The organism is Dyella sp. NPDC103356, assembly GCF_055584465.1.
On record NZ_JBVJLZ010000006.1, the window covers coordinates 420,212 to 435,329 of the forward strand.

At 56.8% G+C, this 15,118-nt stretch carries 19 protein-coding genes; 6 read left to right on the plus strand and 13 right to left on the minus strand.

Translation table 11 applies throughout. From position 1 onward, the window contains the following. Position 1: 1 nt before the first annotated feature. From ACZ6WW_RS16435 to ACZ6WW_RS16445, 3 genes are all read right to left on the minus strand, one after another. The gene (locus ACZ6WW_RS16435; RefSeq protein ID WP_465275156.1) at positions 2-1,585 is read right to left on the minus strand and encodes a Na+/H+ antiporter; all 1,584 of its coding nucleotides are present in this window, start codon (positions 1,583-1,585) and stop codon (positions 2-4) included. A 184-nt stretch (positions 1,586-1,769) separates the two neighbouring features. Beyond that, positions 1,770-2,006, minus strand: coding sequence for a hypothetical protein (locus ACZ6WW_RS16440; RefSeq protein ID WP_465275157.1), 237 nt, complete (start codon positions 2,004-2,006; stop codon positions 1,770-1,772). Between the two features lie 125 nt (positions 2,007-2,131). Next, a complete protein-coding gene (locus tag ACZ6WW_RS16445; protein WP_465275158.1) occupies positions 2,132-2,395 on the minus strand; it encodes a hypothetical protein in 264 nt (87 codons plus the stop codon). Positions 2,396-2,948: 553 nt separating this feature from the next. On the opposite strand from ACZ6WW_RS16445, the gene ACZ6WW_RS16450 reads away from it, so the two are divergent. From ACZ6WW_RS16450 to ACZ6WW_RS16460, 3 genes are all read left to right on the plus strand, one after another. Further along, positions 2,949-3,389: a DUF1330 domain-containing protein gene (locus tag ACZ6WW_RS16450; protein WP_465275159.1), complete on the plus strand. Its 441-nt coding sequence runs from the start codon at positions 2,949-2,951 to the stop codon at positions 3,387-3,389. 20 nt (positions 3,390-3,409) lie between these two features. Beyond that, positions 3,410-4,312, plus strand: a complete 903-nt coding sequence (locus ACZ6WW_RS16455) for an alpha/beta fold hydrolase (RefSeq protein WP_465275160.1) — start codon at positions 3,410-3,412, stop codon at positions 4,310-4,312. 245 nt (positions 4,313-4,557) lie between these two features. Next, positions 4,558-4,854, plus strand: a complete 297-nt coding sequence (locus tag ACZ6WW_RS16460) for a carboxypeptidase-like regulatory domain-containing protein (protein ID WP_281849271.1) — start codon at positions 4,558-4,560, stop codon at positions 4,852-4,854. 125 nt (positions 4,855-4,979) lie between these two features. Here the strand turns inward: ACZ6WW_RS16460 and ACZ6WW_RS16465 are convergent, their stop codons facing one another. The 5 genes from ACZ6WW_RS16465 to ACZ6WW_RS16485 form a co-directional block, all read right to left on the minus strand. Beyond that, a complete protein-coding gene (locus ACZ6WW_RS16465) occupies positions 4,980-5,222 on the minus strand; it encodes a hypothetical protein (RefSeq protein WP_465275161.1) in 243 nt (80 codons plus the stop codon). A gap of 745 nt (positions 5,223-5,967) precedes the next feature. Continuing rightward, entirely contained in the window at positions 5,968-7,530 is a 1,563-nt protein-coding gene (locus ACZ6WW_RS16470; protein WP_465275162.1) for a peptidoglycan-binding protein, read from the minus strand. A 30-nt stretch (positions 7,531-7,560) separates the two neighbouring features. After that, complete coding sequence (locus ACZ6WW_RS16475) at positions 7,561-8,244, minus strand: lysozyme inhibitor LprI family protein (protein ID WP_465275163.1); 684 nt, start codon at positions 8,242-8,244, stop codon at positions 7,561-7,563. 292 nt (positions 8,245-8,536) lie between these two features. Further along, positions 8,537-8,950 (minus strand): hypothetical protein, encoded by a 414-nt coding sequence (locus tag ACZ6WW_RS16480; protein ID WP_465275164.1) that lies wholly within the window; start codon positions 8,948-8,950, stop codon positions 8,537-8,539. A gap of 243 nt (positions 8,951-9,193) precedes the next feature. Continuing rightward, on the minus strand, positions 9,194-9,730 hold the full coding sequence (locus ACZ6WW_RS16485) for a carboxymuconolactone decarboxylase family protein (RefSeq protein ID WP_465275165.1): 537 nt from the start codon (positions 9,728-9,730) through the stop codon (positions 9,194-9,196). Positions 9,731-9,928: 198 nt separating this feature from the next. Here ACZ6WW_RS16485 and ACZ6WW_RS16490 point away from each other — a divergent pair, with 198 nt between their 5' ends. Next, positions 9,929-10,300, plus strand: coding sequence for a YciI family protein (locus ACZ6WW_RS16490; protein ID WP_281849278.1), 372 nt, complete (start codon positions 9,929-9,931; stop codon positions 10,298-10,300). A gap of 38 nt (positions 10,301-10,338) precedes the next feature. Here ACZ6WW_RS16490 and ACZ6WW_RS16495 read toward each other — a convergent pair whose 3' ends face one another. Continuing rightward, entirely contained in the window at positions 10,339-11,010 is a 672-nt protein-coding gene (locus ACZ6WW_RS16495; RefSeq protein WP_465275166.1) for a hypothetical protein, read from the minus strand. Positions 11,011-11,256: 246 nt separating this feature from the next. On the opposite strand from ACZ6WW_RS16495, the gene ACZ6WW_RS16500 reads away from it, so the two are divergent. Beyond that, positions 11,257-11,967, plus strand: a complete 711-nt coding sequence (locus ACZ6WW_RS16500; protein WP_465275167.1) for a class I SAM-dependent methyltransferase — start codon at positions 11,257-11,259, stop codon at positions 11,965-11,967. Positions 11,968-12,138: 171 nt separating this feature from the next. Here the strand turns inward: ACZ6WW_RS16500 and ACZ6WW_RS16505 are convergent, their stop codons facing one another. The 3 genes from ACZ6WW_RS16505 to ACZ6WW_RS16515 form a co-directional block, all read right to left on the minus strand. Further along, on the minus strand, positions 12,139-12,630 hold the full coding sequence (locus ACZ6WW_RS16505) for a hypothetical protein (RefSeq protein ID WP_465275168.1): 492 nt from the start codon (positions 12,628-12,630) through the stop codon (positions 12,139-12,141). A 72-nt stretch (positions 12,631-12,702) separates the two neighbouring features. Further along, positions 12,703-13,065 carry a VOC family protein gene (locus ACZ6WW_RS16510; RefSeq protein ID WP_465275169.1) on the minus strand — a complete coding sequence of 121 codons (363 nt, stop codon included), beginning with the start codon at positions 13,063-13,065 and terminating at the stop codon, positions 12,703-12,705. A 439-nt stretch (positions 13,066-13,504) separates the two neighbouring features. After that, a complete protein-coding gene (locus ACZ6WW_RS16515) occupies positions 13,505-13,942 on the minus strand; it encodes a hypothetical protein (protein WP_465275170.1) in 438 nt (145 codons plus the stop codon). Between the two features lie 106 nt (positions 13,943-14,048). Here ACZ6WW_RS16515 and ACZ6WW_RS16520 point away from each other — a divergent pair, with 106 nt between their 5' ends. Then, positions 14,049-14,246 (plus strand): hypothetical protein, encoded by a 198-nt coding sequence (locus ACZ6WW_RS16520; protein WP_465275171.1) that lies wholly within the window; start codon positions 14,049-14,051, stop codon positions 14,244-14,246. A 187-nt stretch (positions 14,247-14,433) separates the two neighbouring features. Here ACZ6WW_RS16520 and ACZ6WW_RS16525 read toward each other — a convergent pair whose 3' ends face one another. Further along, positions 14,434-14,919 carry an OmpA family protein gene (locus ACZ6WW_RS16525; protein ID WP_465275172.1) on the minus strand — a complete coding sequence of 162 codons (486 nt, stop codon included), beginning with the start codon at positions 14,917-14,919 and terminating at the stop codon, positions 14,434-14,436. Between the last annotated feature and the right edge of the window lie 199 nt (positions 14,920-15,118).

Consider the following 15,118-nt stretch of genomic DNA (forward strand, 5'->3'; position numbering starts at 1 on the left):
ACTAATCCCCACGCTGCAGAATGATCCGCAGCTCTTCGACATCCAAATCCCGCTCCAGCTCATGAAGCACTTCGTCTTCAATGAGCCCCGCGCGGTGAATGCGAATCAGCTCGGTACGCCCAGCAGCAAGTGCAATCAATACGACGTCGAAATGCGTCCGGACCCCTTCCATGAACGTGTCCGCATCTTCGGCATAACGTGTCGTGATTTCCGAGCGCTTGCGATACTCCTCTAACAGGCGAGGATGGATCAACGTTCCGTCTTCCGCGTAGGCATGCAGTTCGACAGCCGCAGCCATGGCGCGGGCAATAGCCGCCTCCGAGGCGGGCAGATGCATTTTTGCCGGAGGGTCCTGATCGACCGGCCGAATCCGTCTGATGAGCCAACCCAGGCTTGTCCCTTGCATGACAACGGTGGCGAAGATCACGGCAAACGCGATGACGAGCATCAGGTCTCGGCCTGGCATGGATATCGGCAAGGTAAGCGCCACCGCCAACGTAACAACGCCTCGCATGCCGGCCCAGCTCAGTACCGTCGCTTGCCGCACTCCCAGCGGCCGGGCGCGTTTCAACCCCAAGCCACGGAGTGCTGCGAGCAAGCCGTCAACGCCAAAGATCCAGACGAAACGCGTCACCGTGACAGTCAGCACGACAGCAAGCACGGGAATGGCCATCGTGGTGGTGACCGCCTCGATCCCGCCGACTCGATCCAGCACGCCACGCAACGAGAAGCCGATAAGGATGAAGACAAGAGCATCCAGCACAAACACCACGGTCTCCCAGAACGCGCTACCGCGGAGTCGAACCCGTGCCGGCAGAATGACGTGCTGATACCAGCCGAGCACAAGCCCCGCTGTAACCGTGGCTATCACGCCAGAGACATGGACGGCCTCACCGACGATATAGGCGGCCCAGCACATCAGTGTGCTGACCATGACGATCAGCGTCTGATCATCCAGGCGACGAACAATGAAGATCCAGGTTGCCGAAACAGCGAGGCCGGCAACGATGCCACCCAGGGCAAGGAAGGCAAAGCTGGAAACAGCCGAACCGGCATTGAACGCGCCGCTTAGCGTTGCAACGACAGCGAAGCGAAAAAGCACCAGACCCGTTGCGTCATTGAGCAGGCTCTCCCCTTCCAACAGCGCTGATAGCCGTCGGGGAAGTTTCACTCGCTGAAGCACAGCTCGCGCCGCTACGGCATCCGGTGGCGAAACAATCGCACCGAGCGCAAAACAGGCAGCCCAAGGGAGGCTGGGGACAAGCCAGTGAGTTACGACGCCAACCCCCAGCGTCGTAAACACCACCGCGCCGACGGCAAGCGAAAGTATCCCCGGCAGATGTCGCCGGAAACGGCCCAACGCCGTGAAATACGCCCCATCCATCAGCAGTGGCGGGAGGAAGAGCACAAGGATCAATGCGGGATCGAGCTCGAACGGCGGGAGCTTGGGCACGAATGCGAGAGCGCCGCCACCGACGAGCAACGCCGTGGCCGGAGGCAGGCCCACACGTCGTGCCGCCCAATGCAGGGCGACAACAACAGTGAGCAGAACCAGTACGAGTTCAAATATCTCGACAGAATGCATTGAGACGCCCCCAAGATCGCTGGATCGATACTATATGCGTATCACTTGATCTGATGTTCGTCTTTATGGGTAGTCGCCGAGCTGTGCTATCCCGTTCGCAATGACGGCGAAGGCGGAGCGGGATATCCATCATTCGGTGCTTAGGTATCGATCATTTCCAGGACGCCCCAATCTCCGCCACATACTATCTGGGCTTCCTGACACGGAGGACAAGACCACGCTCGTTATCGACTCTGAGCTGGATATCCTCCTTGGCAAACCTTCCCGGAATGAGGATGTCCAACGATGTCAGATCGGAAAGCGAGATAACCAGACGCCCTTGCTCATCGATCCGCAGATCGATATCCCTCAACCGAATCTGCCCACTGCTTCCCGCGAATGCCGCAGATTCCACTGCATCGGCTCTCTGTTCGTCACTCATGATTCTTCCCCTTTGATTGCCGGATCAGCCTTTCTAGTTAGTTACATTGGGCCAGCCCATGCCCCTGCCCCGTCGGTCTACTGAGGCGCTCCTTACCGATCCGGTAAGGAGCGCCCTTCACCCGATCAGTGACACGTGTCCGGATAGCACGCGCAGAAATTCTCGTGGGTGACGTGCTCGCAACCATCCACCACCTTGGTAAACGCCATGCGCGGCGTGAGCTGCGCAAAGTTTGCCCCCATGGCGGGCGATGCCGTCAGGTAGGCGTTTTGAGTGGAGGTGCCAGGGGTCTGAGGCTTGGGCGCCGAACTGCCCGCAGCGGCCGCGCTGCCAGCCATGATCATGCCCAAAAACAGAACAACGCCTGCATTAAGTTTGCGATGAATCATGTAAACGCTCCTTGTGTAGAAGTGAGTGCCGGAATGGCACTCAAATGCTGACTGGCATCGACTCAGCCGTCAACGGATGCAAACCTATGGATCAGAGATGCAGCAAATTGCAGTGCACGCCCTGAGCTAAGCGGCTGCATTAAATGTGTCCCGGCATTTCGCCTGTCCTTTGAATACTTCACACGCAAACCTTCGTCGCACAAGGTCTCCATCACACCTAAATCCTTCGTAGGTGATTCGAGGCGTAAGCAAGCTGCCAGACGTTGACTACCGCAAGCCTGAGTAGCTCGCGACATTTCCTGTGTTCGTGCATGGAGGACATGAAGAGGGACGTCCATCATTTCCATTTGAAGAAGCAATGATCATTTCCTGGGTGCCCCTGATCTCGCCCCAGATCCTGGCTGGAAAACTCGCGCGTCTCCGTGGCGCATGGCCAATTGACCGCCTCGTAGCCCTTATCCGCTCTCACGCGACAATTTACCCGGGTGATATTGACAGGCCAATTTTACCAGGGTAAAAATGCCGCCTCGCCCATGCCGACGAAAAGCCGCCCGTGAGTCACCCAGCCGCTGCCCGCTATCACGAACCGACCCAAAGCGCCGGGAAGCGCTTCATTGAACGCGCCGTCGAAGGCCATGTGTTCATGCTGAACTTGCTGCGCTTTCGCGACGTGGCCGACTATTCGGCGCACCCCGAACTCGCGCCCCCTGCTCCGATCAGTGGCGCCGCCGCGTTCGATCGCTACATCCAGCACACACTGCCGTTACTGCACGCCAGCGGCGGCGAGCTGACGTTCGTTGGCGACGGTGGTCCGTTCCTTATCGGCCCCGAGCACGAGCGATGGGACCTGGCGATGGTAGTCAGGCAGCACAGCGCGCAATCGTTTCTCGCGTTCGCCAACCATGGCGACTACCTCGCAGGTATAGGACATCGCGTGGCAGCCATCGAAGATGCCCGCCTGTTGCCGTTGACCGCACGATCGCTGCCCGCCTGAGCCCATAAGGAAACGCAACCATGCATGTACTCACGGCCGATGGCATACGTCTGGCCTACGACAGTTACGGCCAGGAAACCGATGAAACGATGCTGCTCATCGCCGGGCTCGGCACGCAGCGGATTCGATGGACACCTGCGTTCTGTGAAGCGTTGGCGGCGCAGGGTTTTCGTGTCATCTGCTTTGACAACCGCGACACGGGCGGTTCGACGCATTTCACCCAACACTCTGCACCGCAATTTGGTGCATTGGCTGCCGCGCTCATGGCGGGACAGCGGCCGCAGGTGCCCTATACCTTGCACGATATGGCAGCGGATGCCGTGGGGTTGCTCGATGCATTGGGTATCGAACGCGCGCACGTCGTCGGGCGCTCCATGGGCGGAATGATTGCGCAGATATTGGCGAGCGAGCATGCCGAGCGCGTGTTGTCGCTCACCTCCATCATGTCCAGCACAGGCAATCCCGCACTTCCTGCCGCATCGCCGGAAGTCATGGCGCTGATGATGCGCCCTGCACCGAACCCGACGGATGACGAGGCCGGGTTTGTTGCGCACAGTCTCGCCTTTGCGCGACGCATCGCCGGCACGGGTTTTTCTTTTGATGAGCAGGCCCATCGCACGATCGTGCGGGAGGAAATTCGCCGCGGCTATGCGCCGGGGGGATTCGCAAGGCACGTAGCCGCCATGGCGGTCGCCGGTGACCGGCGCGCACGATTGGCGACGATCAAGGCACCCACACTGGTGATCCATGGTGCCGAGGATCCGCTGATACTTCCGGCGTGCGGCAAGGATACGGCCAGATCGATTCCAGGCGCGGAGTTCATGCCGATCGATGGGATGGGTCATGAACTACCCAAGGAAACGTATGCAATAGTGCTCGATTCGATCGCACGAACCGCGCGGCGAGCTACCCGCGCAGCATGATCGTGAAGGACGCATCTCCCGCATCGCCTTGGACCGAACAGATCGCAACGGAACCCCGATCACGGTGTCCGCCTGTCCGCCCGGAGCGTCCGCGGACACTGGCTCCTGCGAAGAGATGCCGCCTAAGCCTTTGAAACAACAATCACGCTACATGGCATATGAATTGCTGGATCGCATCGTCAATCCGACGCGATCACTGCCCTCCCAAAGTGCAGTCAGCCTTCAAATACCTCAAAGGAGTACCGATGAAAGTGTCCTTGTTATTGCTGTCAGCGGCGGCATGCCTGTTGTGTTCCGGCGTTTCAAGCGCATCAAATATGGATACCGGGCGCTTCATTCGAGGATCCGCGGACCCGGGAGCTCAGATCGTAGTCGTCAACGAAGCAACTGGCGCGGTGGCAGGGTACGTTGCGGACAAGGATGGCGCCTACGCCGCAGGCCCACTCGCACCGGGGCGCTACACGATTTACGAAGATCGTCCACATCATGCCAAGCGCCACCTCGGGATCGATGGCAAACACGATGGCGCTGTCGACCTTTAGTCCTGGCTTATTGCGCGCCAGCCTCGGCTCGCAACTACCCTGTGCACTGACGACAACGGACAGCTAAACGATTGGGGGATTTTTGCTTGATGATCTGGAGAGATCCGTGCATGCATCGGGTCTCCTCAGCTCTGAGAAGCTCCATCGTCAACGACAGCTCCATGATTCGCCATCTGCTTGAGCAACACGGCTTGAGCAGCCAGGGCAGCCTTGGTATCGCCATTGAAGTACCGTGCGGCCGACTCGGCCACGAGGCTAGCCATGCGTTCAGTCATGTCCTGAACCGCATGGGCTGACACATCACCGATAAGTTTCACACTGGCCTGGATTGCCGCGTCGGCAGCCTGATCATGGGTGGAGTCCACCATGAGTTTCCCCTGTTGAGCATGATGGTAAAGGCGATGGCCATTGCGACAGCGCGGTGGCCGGAATCGATACGAGAGCCTTGCGATTGCTCCCAGCTATACGGCCGGTTTGGATCGAACTTGAGGGCATGGCGAAGCTGGTCACCCTTTCAAAATCTCTCGATCGAATCCTTCCTCCAGTCCCTGCGAACGCCGCTGTCTCCATCGCATTGGCAGGCTGTTCGTCGCTCATGTTCTGCCCCTGATTGACAGCCGTCCCGCTTTGAATCCAAACGATCAACCTGCGCTACGAGGCGCGTGCGATTCCTGATGCTGGAAGACACCACGAACCCAACCGAGCGATGCCTCCCACGTGTAAGTCGAGCACCCCGATGCATTGCACAGGGTGACTCGGTCTCCGCTTTGTATCGGCTGAAGGCCCTTGTCATTCACAGGACCAACAAACGGCGGCAGCACCGACTTCCAGGCGTTTAACGCTCGCGTCGAAGCTGCATCGGGGAACGGAGTTTTGAGGCCACACTCATTGCATAAATACGGCCGGCCGGTAGTCACCAGGGATACTGTCCACAGGTGCGCCCCATCCGCCATCGCCATGCTCGACCACAGCAGCGAAAGTGCAACAACAAAGCCTGACTTCATCGTCTATCCCCTGCCTGTTGGCTCAAAGCGGAGCTTCGATTTAACTACTCTTGCGCCCGACGCGCTCCAAAGCTGATCGCGCCTTGATTCAATCATCCAGCCAGATGCTTTACCTGCCCATCGCAGCCGCCTGTGCCTGCTTCTGCGGTTCTTGTGCTTGGGCTTGTGTCTGATTTTGCGCCTGAGCTTGCGTGGCGGTTTCCGCTGCCGCATTGCTCTGCTTCATCGGCGTGTTCAACGCCTGCAGCGTAGGCACGTCGGCGATTTTTTGGATGGCCGAAGAATTGTCAGCGGCGAACGTCCGGGTGCCATCCGAACTCATCGCTACCGCGTCGATGCGGGTAAGGCCTTTGCTGATGGCTTCAGCGGTGACAGCGGCTGCGAGTTGGGTGCTGTGCTGATCAGGGGTGCGGCCAATGGCGGCATCGAGCTTGTGCACGCCGGCGAGCGCCTGCTCGTACATCGCGTGATTCGGGTTCTTCGGATCGTCCAGACCGGGCGATTTGGCGGCGGGTGCGTTCTGGGTTTGCGCCTTTAGCGCGGTATCCATCGCCTTCTGGGTCTCGGCGTTGATCTTGCCATCCGCGGTCAGGCCGTGTTCGGCCTGAAATTTCTCCAAGGCATGTTTGGTATTGGCACCCATGGCGCCATCGACCTTCAGCTCGTGGCCGTTGCCGTCTTTGTAACCGAGTTTAGCCAACCCGCCTTGCAGCTCGCTCACCTGGGTATGCACCGCTGCTTGCAGAGCCTTCTCAGTCTGAGGGCCGACCTTTCCGTCCACGCTCAAGCCGTGATCCGCCTGGAACTTCTCCAGGGCACCGCGCGTGTTGGCGCCAAGCTTGCCATCGGCCTCCAGCGGATGGCCCTTGGCATCCTTGTAGCCAAGTTGGGCCAGCTCGCCTTGCACCTTGCCGACCGCGCTGTTTGGGCCTGTTTGCTCAGGGGCCGGGTGAGCCTTGCTCGGCGCATGGCTCGGTGCATGGCTTGGTGCATGACTTGGCGCCGGAGCCGCAGGCCCCAGATTGAGCTTGCCCATCGCTGCGTCGAACCGCTCATTGCGACTTTCGACCGCCCTGGCATTGGCCGGATCCTGGCCGTACTTCGTGTTGTGAACAAATTTCAGCACATCGTCTCGGGTCGGCGGATTGCCCGCTTGTATGGTGCCGCCTTGAAGTTTTTCTTCTTTACCTGCGAGAAAGCCCACCAGTTGAGGGCCCACCGAGCCGAACTGGTTTTCGTAGTCGGCGATGGACAATTGCAGCTTGGGATCCTTGCTGATCGCGTCGGCAGCGGCTGGATTGATCTCGCGCACCTTATCGATCGCCTTATCCACATCCCCGATCAGGCGATCCATGTGCTGCTTGGTAAGCTCATCGATCTTTGCCTGCGGGATGGCCTGCAACTTGGCATCCAGCGCATTCAGTTCCGTACGCGACAAGCCACCGTGCTTCGATAGATTCTTGATATCGTCGCTGGTAAACCCGTTGTCCTTCAAAAATTTCTGCGATGCGTCGTCATTGCCGACATCGAACTGGGGCACGCCGAACGAATACGTGCTTTGGCCCTTCTGTGCATAGGAAAAGTGGTTTGCAACATTGGCGTTGCCACCCAATTCCGCACCGAAGAAAAGCGTGCTCAGCTGATCAGGAGTGATGCTGGTGTTGTTCGGCATGAAAAGGTCCCTCTAGGTCATTGAAATCGATCAACCGCCGAAGCAGTGCTCGTGGGTGAAGTCGATAAGATTCTTGTCCGAGACGTCTTGCGGATCGACGGGTTTCATTTCGAAATGCCCGAACATGTCGTCGTCACAAATCTCCACGACTTTGCGCTGAGCGGCATTCTGCAAGGTGCAAATGCCGCCGAAACTGTTGTTGCTGCCGGCAGTGCCGACTGGCAGATTGATCAACGCGCTGCAGCCGATGATCTTTCCAGCCTGCTTCGCCTGCGCAATGGACTGGTTGAACGAACGCATCCGAATGCTGGTGTCGCGGTACGTCACCACATTCACGCACTCACTACCGCCGCCCGGTACCTCGCAAGAGGTCTTATTGACGATGTACTTTTCATTACGAGCCAGCACCGCGATGCGCGCCGTATACGCCTGTTGCAGGCAGCTTTCATCCGCGCACAGGTCTCGGGTATACGCAATCCAGTGGCGCTGCTCATCCATCAATGTTTTCTTGCCGGCAGCATCGGTTGCTGCCTGAGCCGTCTTATAGGCTTGCTGGAGTTTATCGTCCAGCGCTGACGTTTCCGTATCTTTACAGACCAGCTTCTCGATATCGCTCTTGGCTTTATTGCAATCGAAGCTGGCAGCGCTAGCACCAGACGCCAATCCCATGAGGCCCAGAACAAAGAGAACTTTTGCACCCGATGTGTAGCCCATTTCCTTCCTCCATGCTTACGCTGTAAAGATGTCGCAGAATATCCCATAGGGCAATAGGCATGCTTTCCGCCACTACCGGTCTTGTACCCGAATAATGTGACTGCAAAAGAACGAGAGCAATCAATGCTCTATGGCGGCATGTGGCCCAAAGCAAGCAGGCCGGTAGCGTCATCGATTTCGCAAATAATTGCGGCGCAGCAGGTATCGTCCACCGCCCCGCTAAACACGATCTCGATAAAGGCGCGTCCGCCTTTCCATCCCCTACCCAGTCAAGCCACCCCAGTCCTCGAGTTTACGGCTTGCGCACTCTGATTCCTGATAAATGCGCCACCAATTCGGACCGCAGGTCAGAAAGACTACCCCGGTAGAGCCAGATGACACCGCAGATGCCATAGAGCGCAAGCGAGGCCGGAAAGTTGGCAGCCCGCATTTGTTCAAGCGCTACTGGGTTCTTGAAATGCCAGTAGATCGCATAGCAGCCGTCTACCGTAAACCAGGTTGCGAAAAGCGCCGCTGGCCAACGCCTCCATTGCCGTTCGAGCAAGGCGCGCAGGCTCCACGGTGCAGTGAAGTAGGCAAGGAGCGCCATGATCAAACTGATGGGAATGTCCCAATCTGGCGCTTGATAGAAGTACGAACCGGCGATGAGCAAACCGATCCCGATGACCAGTGTGCTGATTTTCCACGGCCGGCCATACTCTTTCATAAGTACTTGATTTTCCGTTGTGGACCATCGTGGGACTGAAGTGATGCTATCAGGCGGCCAAAAGGACCTGCGAGAAAAGGGCAGCATCCCTCTTTATGAGCCCGATACCAACACCGATGGGCAGACGCCCATCTACAAAAGCGCCCGCAGAGCATCTCTGAAAAAGCGGCCAGCCCCTTTGACCTTTTATTCGCACCGCGCGGACTCCTCAACCTTATGGCTGAAGAGTCCGTTTGGCCAAGCTCAGTCGATCCGCGGAAAATCCAGCTCGGTATTGTTGATCCGGTTGAACGTATTGGTGAACGTGATCAACGCAATGGCCAAGCTGATCTCTGCCAATTGGACATCCGTGTAGCCCGCCGCGCGGACCGCGGCAATAGATGCCTCGCTCACCGTACCGCGGATGTTCAAGAGGATGCGTACGAAGATAAGCAAAGCATCGTGGCGGGCATGCCCGATAAGCCCGCCATGACGAATCTGCCACAATGCCTCACGGGTCAGGCCAGCGCGCTTGCCCAGATGGACATGCGCGCTTTCGCAGTAATCGCAACCCGATGCATGACTCACGACAATATTGATAATTTCCTGCTCTTGGAGACTCAGACTGCCGGCCGTGAGCGCGCGCTCGCCGTCCATCATCGCTTTGAGCCCGGCAGGCTGGAGCGCACCGATGGCGACGAACGTATTGGGCACATTGCCCAAGCCTGTTTTGATCTGCGCGTAGACTTCGGCGGTCGCGCCAGTAGCCGCATCGAGTGCGGGAATTGCGATCCGTGACATGATAAAACTCCTTGGAAGTGGACAACGGGGCCTACTTTAGTTCGATGGATCGAATGCGTAGATGCCCAAAAACGTTGTTTTTGTGCTTATTCGTCTTGTTCGACAGAAGCCCACGCGATATGCGATCTCTCCCAGCCCGATTGTCGATTTCCTGACGCCTGCTTCGTCGATAGTGCATCCACCCCAAAAGGAGTTCCCATGAAATACCTCGGCCTGGCCTACTTCACCCCCGAAAAATTCGCCGCCATGGCGCCAGACGACATCAAGGCACTGGTAAGCCAATGCCCGGCCCTGGACGAGAAGATGCGCGCTACCGGCAAGGTTCTGGTTTCCGCGTCGCTTGGCGATCTGGAAAACTGGAGGACGCTTCGCACACGGAGCGGCAAAAGGCAGATCAGCGACGGGCCCTACACCGAGTCTAAAGAGGTGGTCGGCGGCCTGTTCATCATCGAGGCGGATAGCCATGAAGAGGCGCTGAGCATCGCATCCATGCACCCGGCCGCCACGTTGGGTGAAGAAGGCGAATGGGCTGTCGAGCTTATCCCTATGGATTTCTATCTAGCCCAATGAGGGTCTGGACGTCGCCGTATGAATGCTTACCTTCTTCGCTAATCTGCGAAATTTCTAGCCGATAGAACGTTGCACTCGCTACATGCGAGATAGACGACCTGGACAAAATCATTCCCGAAAAAGCCCTGCTCGAAACCGTCGATCTGATTCGCAATGGTTGCGAGCACAAACATAGGCCTCGAACATTGCGGACAGTTCTTCTCGGACCCATCTGGGTCCAGGAGGAACGGCACACCCAAAAACTGGTGCCTTGGGAAGGTAAGCGCCCAGAGCGGGCCATCCGTGTCAATCGGGATGTCTCGCTCTGTCATCTCATTCACCCGAGTCATCTGATCACGTTCATCCAGTGTCAGTGCCCTGGCCTGGTAGCTCTTGGCTGGAAAAACAACAGGAAAATCAGGATAGGGAAAGTCTTCGACATTCGGAGCGCTCGATTCGAATTCGAGGATCTCTATAGAACCCTCATCAACTCGATAGGAGAAGTCACCTTCAAATATCCCGCACTTCCATGAGTAGAGGAAAGGAATCTCGGTCGCTCGCCAGCCAGGTAGGTCGAGACCCTTAACACCGACATCAACGAGTGCGAGCTGCGTTAGTGGTAGTCCATTGTTAGGTGAAACTGCACCAACGAAGGAACAAGCGCCGCCCAGGGAGATGTCACCATGCAGGCTGGCATCTCCTAGAACGCAGCCATTTTGAAGGGAATACATCAGAGGCATCTTTTAATAGGGCAAAGTTCAATGAGAAAAATGGATAGGGTCGCCCACCATTCCCACTGACGAATGGGTGGAGAAACGGGACAGAATGCCCACGATTTTGTACCATTTTGTGCGTGCTAGAAGGCAGATACAACCATCGCTTTTGCTTACACCAGCCAAATCAACCGGAGAGCAGATCCCATGAAATCCGCACTATTCGCTGTGGCAGCCGCTGCCACACTACTTTCTGCGATAGCGATGGCGCAGCCGCCGTCATCTGCCATCACCACCGCCGTCGCCGATAAGACCCGGCCGGAAAAAGACACTGAGCAGGATGCCGCACGCCACCCCGCGGAGCTGATCACGTTCGCCAAAGTGAAACCAGGCGACAAGGTCGTGGATGCGGTGCCGGGTAGCGGTTACTGGACGCGGATTTTTTCGACCGTCGTAGGGCCGAAGGGCAAGGTGTACGCCTATGTTCCGGCGGAGGTTGTCGGCTTCAAAAGCCATCCGCTCGATATCGCCAAGGCCATTACGACCGAGCCAGGTCACAGCAATGTGGAGGCGACTTCCCGTCCCCTGACCGAGCAACCTCCAGCGTCGACCGACAATACGATCGATATCTTCTGGACCTTCGAGAATTACCACGACTTCCACGATAGCTTCATGAATGGCGCAGACGTGGGTGCTTTCAACGCGATAGTCTTCAAGCTTGTGAAGCCCGGCGGCTACTATCTGGTCTCCGACCACGCCGCTACCGCAGGATCGGGCCTGAAGAACACCGAGGATCTGCACCGCATCGACCCTGCGGCTGTAAAGGCCGAGGTCGAGAAAGCCGGTTTCGTATTCGACGGGGAGATCAAGATTCTCGCCAATCCGAACGACGATCACATCTTGAAGGTGTTCGATCCCACTATCCGCGGCAAGACCGATCGCTTCGTATTTCGCTTCAAGAAGCCCTTGCACTAATGCTGCGTAGCTTCCGGGTGCGATGTCGTGCATCGCGCCCGGGAGTTCCTCCATAGATCTGTGATGCGTGTACATAAACGGAGGCTATCGCTTGATGGCCACGGCATTCCCAGAACGGGGTGCCCGTCATTCAATGCGGTGATCGTTTCCTGTGTGTTCGAGGCCTCTCCTTCAAATAGAAGGATTTGATGCCTTGTTCCAAACCGCAGCGCCCTGCTGGTGCGCATCGACGCCTCGAAAGAAGGCGTCGCCCCATTGGGCATAATCCGGGCTGCTGTCGCCCTGATACTGCAGAAACTTGGGGCGGTGAACGGCGAACCCCTGCGGCGACTGCTGGTTACGGTAAGGCAACGCCATCGTCAGCGCTTCCACGGGATCGCGATACGCCCGGATGTCCAAGAACAATGCGTCGGTCTTCCCGGATGGAAGGGTGATGTAGCCGTCATACACCAACACGGCATACGCGCTGCCATCGGAGTTGACAGCAAGCCTCTGTTTCCCATCCTCGACGCTATCTTCCAAACGATCCGCGACCAGACGGGACATCGACCGTGCTCCGCCCTGGTCCACCTGCGCCAACATAGGCACAAGGACCTCACCCTCCGACACGGACCACACCGCATGTGCGGCGAAGAAGCCTGCGAGTTCTACTGCCTGTTCCATCAACACCTCCCACTATCCGTCAATCACCAAGCCATTTGGGGCACTTTCCCATACCCACCGGCAGTCGCACCATCAATCCATTTCCATGAGTTGAAACACGTTACCTTCAGGGTCTTCCCCATCGCACATAAGGTAGGGAAAGCCTTCGTAGCGTTTGATGTCGCGCATCGGGACGCCCTCGGCCAATAGCTTGTTGCGCAGTTCCAGGAGACCCGACCGAATCGAGAGCACTATTTTGCTATTGGAGTGAGATTGTTGAGCAGGTTCACGCTCCCGATATTGAACGCCGACCCGATGGAACGCCAGCTCGACAGCACCGGCATCCAGCACGACCCACTCGCCCTCGATCTCCTCACGGACCTTGAACGAAAAGCTCGCCTGGTAAAACGTCTTCAACTGGGAGACATCGTGGACGTAAAGGATCAATCGTGACATGGAAACATGCATGGTTTTCCGCATCCTATCCTTCGAGGCCGGCCATCATCGTAACGGCGATCACTTGCCTGTGAAACTGCGTTTTGTCTTCAATCGAAACGCAAACAAGAGGGCCAGAACGCTTTCTTTTGACCTTAGAAAGGATTCTGACCCCTTTATTTCCGGACCCCTTTATTTCCGGCTGCCACATGCTCACGCAGACGGTCTCCCGGCAGCAGACTCATGAGCTCTTGGATTGCACCGCGGATCGACACTGCCTGCTGCCGCACCGCGCAATCAAACAAGGGGTCAGCCCCCCTCATTTGGACCTTAGAAAGAACTCTAACCTCTTTGTTTTTCAACGGAAGGCTTGTTTCGAAAAAAAGCCCGCTCAAATGAGTGGGCCTTGTTCTAGTACACATCAGATTTGAAGGTTCACTTTTATGGATGCAAATGTCGCTTATGCATCTTCAAAGCGGTCCTTGAAGACCATCAGCACAACATGCACTCCTAAAAATGCACCGATACCTATCGACAACGGTAGCTCCCAGGCCCAATTTCTTGGTTCGCGCGAAATCCCAATGGCAAGACAACCCAAGCCAAGAACCAAGAAGTAGTAAGCGGCCAAGTCGAAAATGGGCAACGCTTGCCGCAACCGAAATGGGTTGGCAAACCATGATGGCTTTGCCCACCTCACATCAGATGCCTGCTTTGGAAGTTGGAAGAACGTCACGCCAAATACCGATACCGCGACGATTCCAATCATCTCAAAGAAGAACGGCCAGAATGGCCTGGAGAAATCCCCTGGAAGCGTTTTAACAAAGTAAACGCTGTGAATCAGCGCCACAACGAGAAGTACGATTCGCAGAAAAAGCCAAATTTTTTCATTGCCTTTCACAAATCACCTTCCAGACGTGGGTGCTTTCAACGCGATAGTCTTCAAGCTTGTGAAGCCCGGCGGCTACTATCTGGTCTCCGACCACGCCGCTACCGCAGGATCGGGCTTGAAGAATACCGAAGATCTGCACCGCATCGATCCCGCAACAGTAAAGGCCGAGGTCGAGAAAGCCGGTTTCGTATTCGATGGGGAGATCAAGATTCTCGCCAATCCGAACGACGATCACACCTTGAAGGTGTTCGATCCCACTATCCGCGGCAAGACCGATCGCTTCGTATTTCGCTTCAAGAAGCCTTTGCACTAATGCTGCTGAGCTTCCGGGTGCGATGTCGTGCATCACGCACGGGAGTTCGTCTTTAGGCTCGTGGCGCGTGTAGATAAACGGAGGCTATCGCTCGATGGCCACGGCATTCCCGGGCATGCCAGACAGCTTGCTGTCGGTGACGCGTTAGCCGAACCGCGCGCCCAAGTACAGTTGCAAGCAACACAAATCAATGCGCCGTAGAAACGGGAATCCACTGAAACTCTACACGCCTATTTAGCTGCCTACCGCCTGAAGTCGCATTGTCGCCCACGGGATCATTAGCACCCCGCCCCTCAGGGGGAAGAAGCTGGCGTGCAGAAACTCCATGCGCAAGCATCCACTTGTAAACCAACTGGGCACGCTTGAGCGACAGATGGTCACATTCGGCAGCAACACATTCATGGTTATCGGTGTAGCCCACCATTTTCACAAGGAAGTGATCTTTTAACTTCGGAATGGCCATCGCGCCGTTCTTTAGGACCTCAGAGGGATTGTCATAGCCAGATAACGCCATCTCAATGCCGTCATTGGCGACCGGCTTCCCTTCTCCAAAAAGTACACTTGGTATGTCAAACGTTGAGGCAACGGCTTCATTGACAAACGCTGCGCAAGACAGAGTTAGTAGCGATGAGCACACGAGCGATCTTATGACGTCGATCTGACGCGAATTCACTTGTCCGTTCCCTCTCGTCTTACCTTGAAGTAGCGTCAGCCTGGGCCAACCAGGCTCCTCTCTAGTCCATCAGTGCGAACATCGGCAAGAAAAAGGGGTCAGAATGGATCACCCCTGATTTCTCGGACACCTAAAAGCGAGGACAATCCTCGCACGGAGGTGTTCGATGGAAAAGCGCCAGCGATTCTCAGCCGAGTTC

Bases quoted from the DNA above. Each gene is read 5' to 3' on its own strand.
- ACZ6WW_RS16435 (WP_465275156.1), bottom strand. From the start codon at position 1,585: ATGCATTCTGTCGAGATATTTGAACTCGTACTGGTTCTGCTCACTGTT.
- ACZ6WW_RS16440 (WP_465275157.1), bottom strand. From the start codon at position 2,006: ATGAGTGACGAACAGAGAGCCGATGCAGTGGAATCTGCGGCATTCGCG.
- ACZ6WW_RS16445 (WP_465275158.1), bottom strand. From the start codon at position 2,395: ATGATTCATCGCAAACTTAATGCAGGCGTTGTTCTGTTTTTGGGCATG.
- ACZ6WW_RS16455 (WP_465275160.1), top strand. From the start codon at position 3,410: ATGCATGTACTCACGGCCGATGGCATACGTCTGGCCTACGACAGTTAC.
- ACZ6WW_RS16460 (WP_281849271.1), top strand. From the start codon at position 4,558: ATGAAAGTGTCCTTGTTATTGCTGTCAGCGGCGGCATGCCTGTTGTGT.
- ACZ6WW_RS16465 (WP_465275161.1), bottom strand. From the start codon at position 5,222: ATGGTGGACTCCACCCATGATCAGGCTGCCGACGCGGCAATCCAGGCC.
- ACZ6WW_RS16470 (WP_465275162.1), bottom strand. From the start codon at position 7,530: ATGCCGAACAACACCAGCATCACTCCTGATCAGCTGAGCACGCTTTTC.
- ACZ6WW_RS16475 (WP_465275163.1), bottom strand. From the start codon at position 8,244: ATGGGCTACACATCGGGTGCAAAAGTTCTCTTTGTTCTGGGCCTCATG.
- ACZ6WW_RS16480 (WP_465275164.1), bottom strand. From the start codon at position 8,950: ATGAAAGAGTATGGCCGGCCGTGGAAAATCAGCACACTGGTCATCGGG.
- ACZ6WW_RS16485 (WP_465275165.1), bottom strand. From the start codon at position 9,730: ATGTCACGGATCGCAATTCCCGCACTCGATGCGGCTACTGGCGCGACC.
- ACZ6WW_RS16490 (WP_281849278.1), top strand. From the start codon at position 9,929: ATGAAATACCTCGGCCTGGCCTACTTCACCCCCGAAAAATTCGCCGCC.
- ACZ6WW_RS16495 (WP_465275166.1), bottom strand. From the start codon at position 11,010: ATGTATTCCCTTCAAAATGGCTGCGTTCTAGGAGATGCCAGCCTGCAT.
- ACZ6WW_RS16500 (WP_465275167.1), top strand. From the start codon at position 11,257: ATGGCGCAGCCGCCGTCATCTGCCATCACCACCGCCGTCGCCGATAAG.
- ACZ6WW_RS16505 (WP_465275168.1), bottom strand. From the start codon at position 12,630: ATGGAACAGGCAGTAGAACTCGCAGGCTTCTTCGCCGCACATGCGGTG.
- ACZ6WW_RS16510 (WP_465275169.1), bottom strand. From the start codon at position 13,065: ATGTCACGATTGATCCTTTACGTCCACGATGTCTCCCAGTTGAAGACG.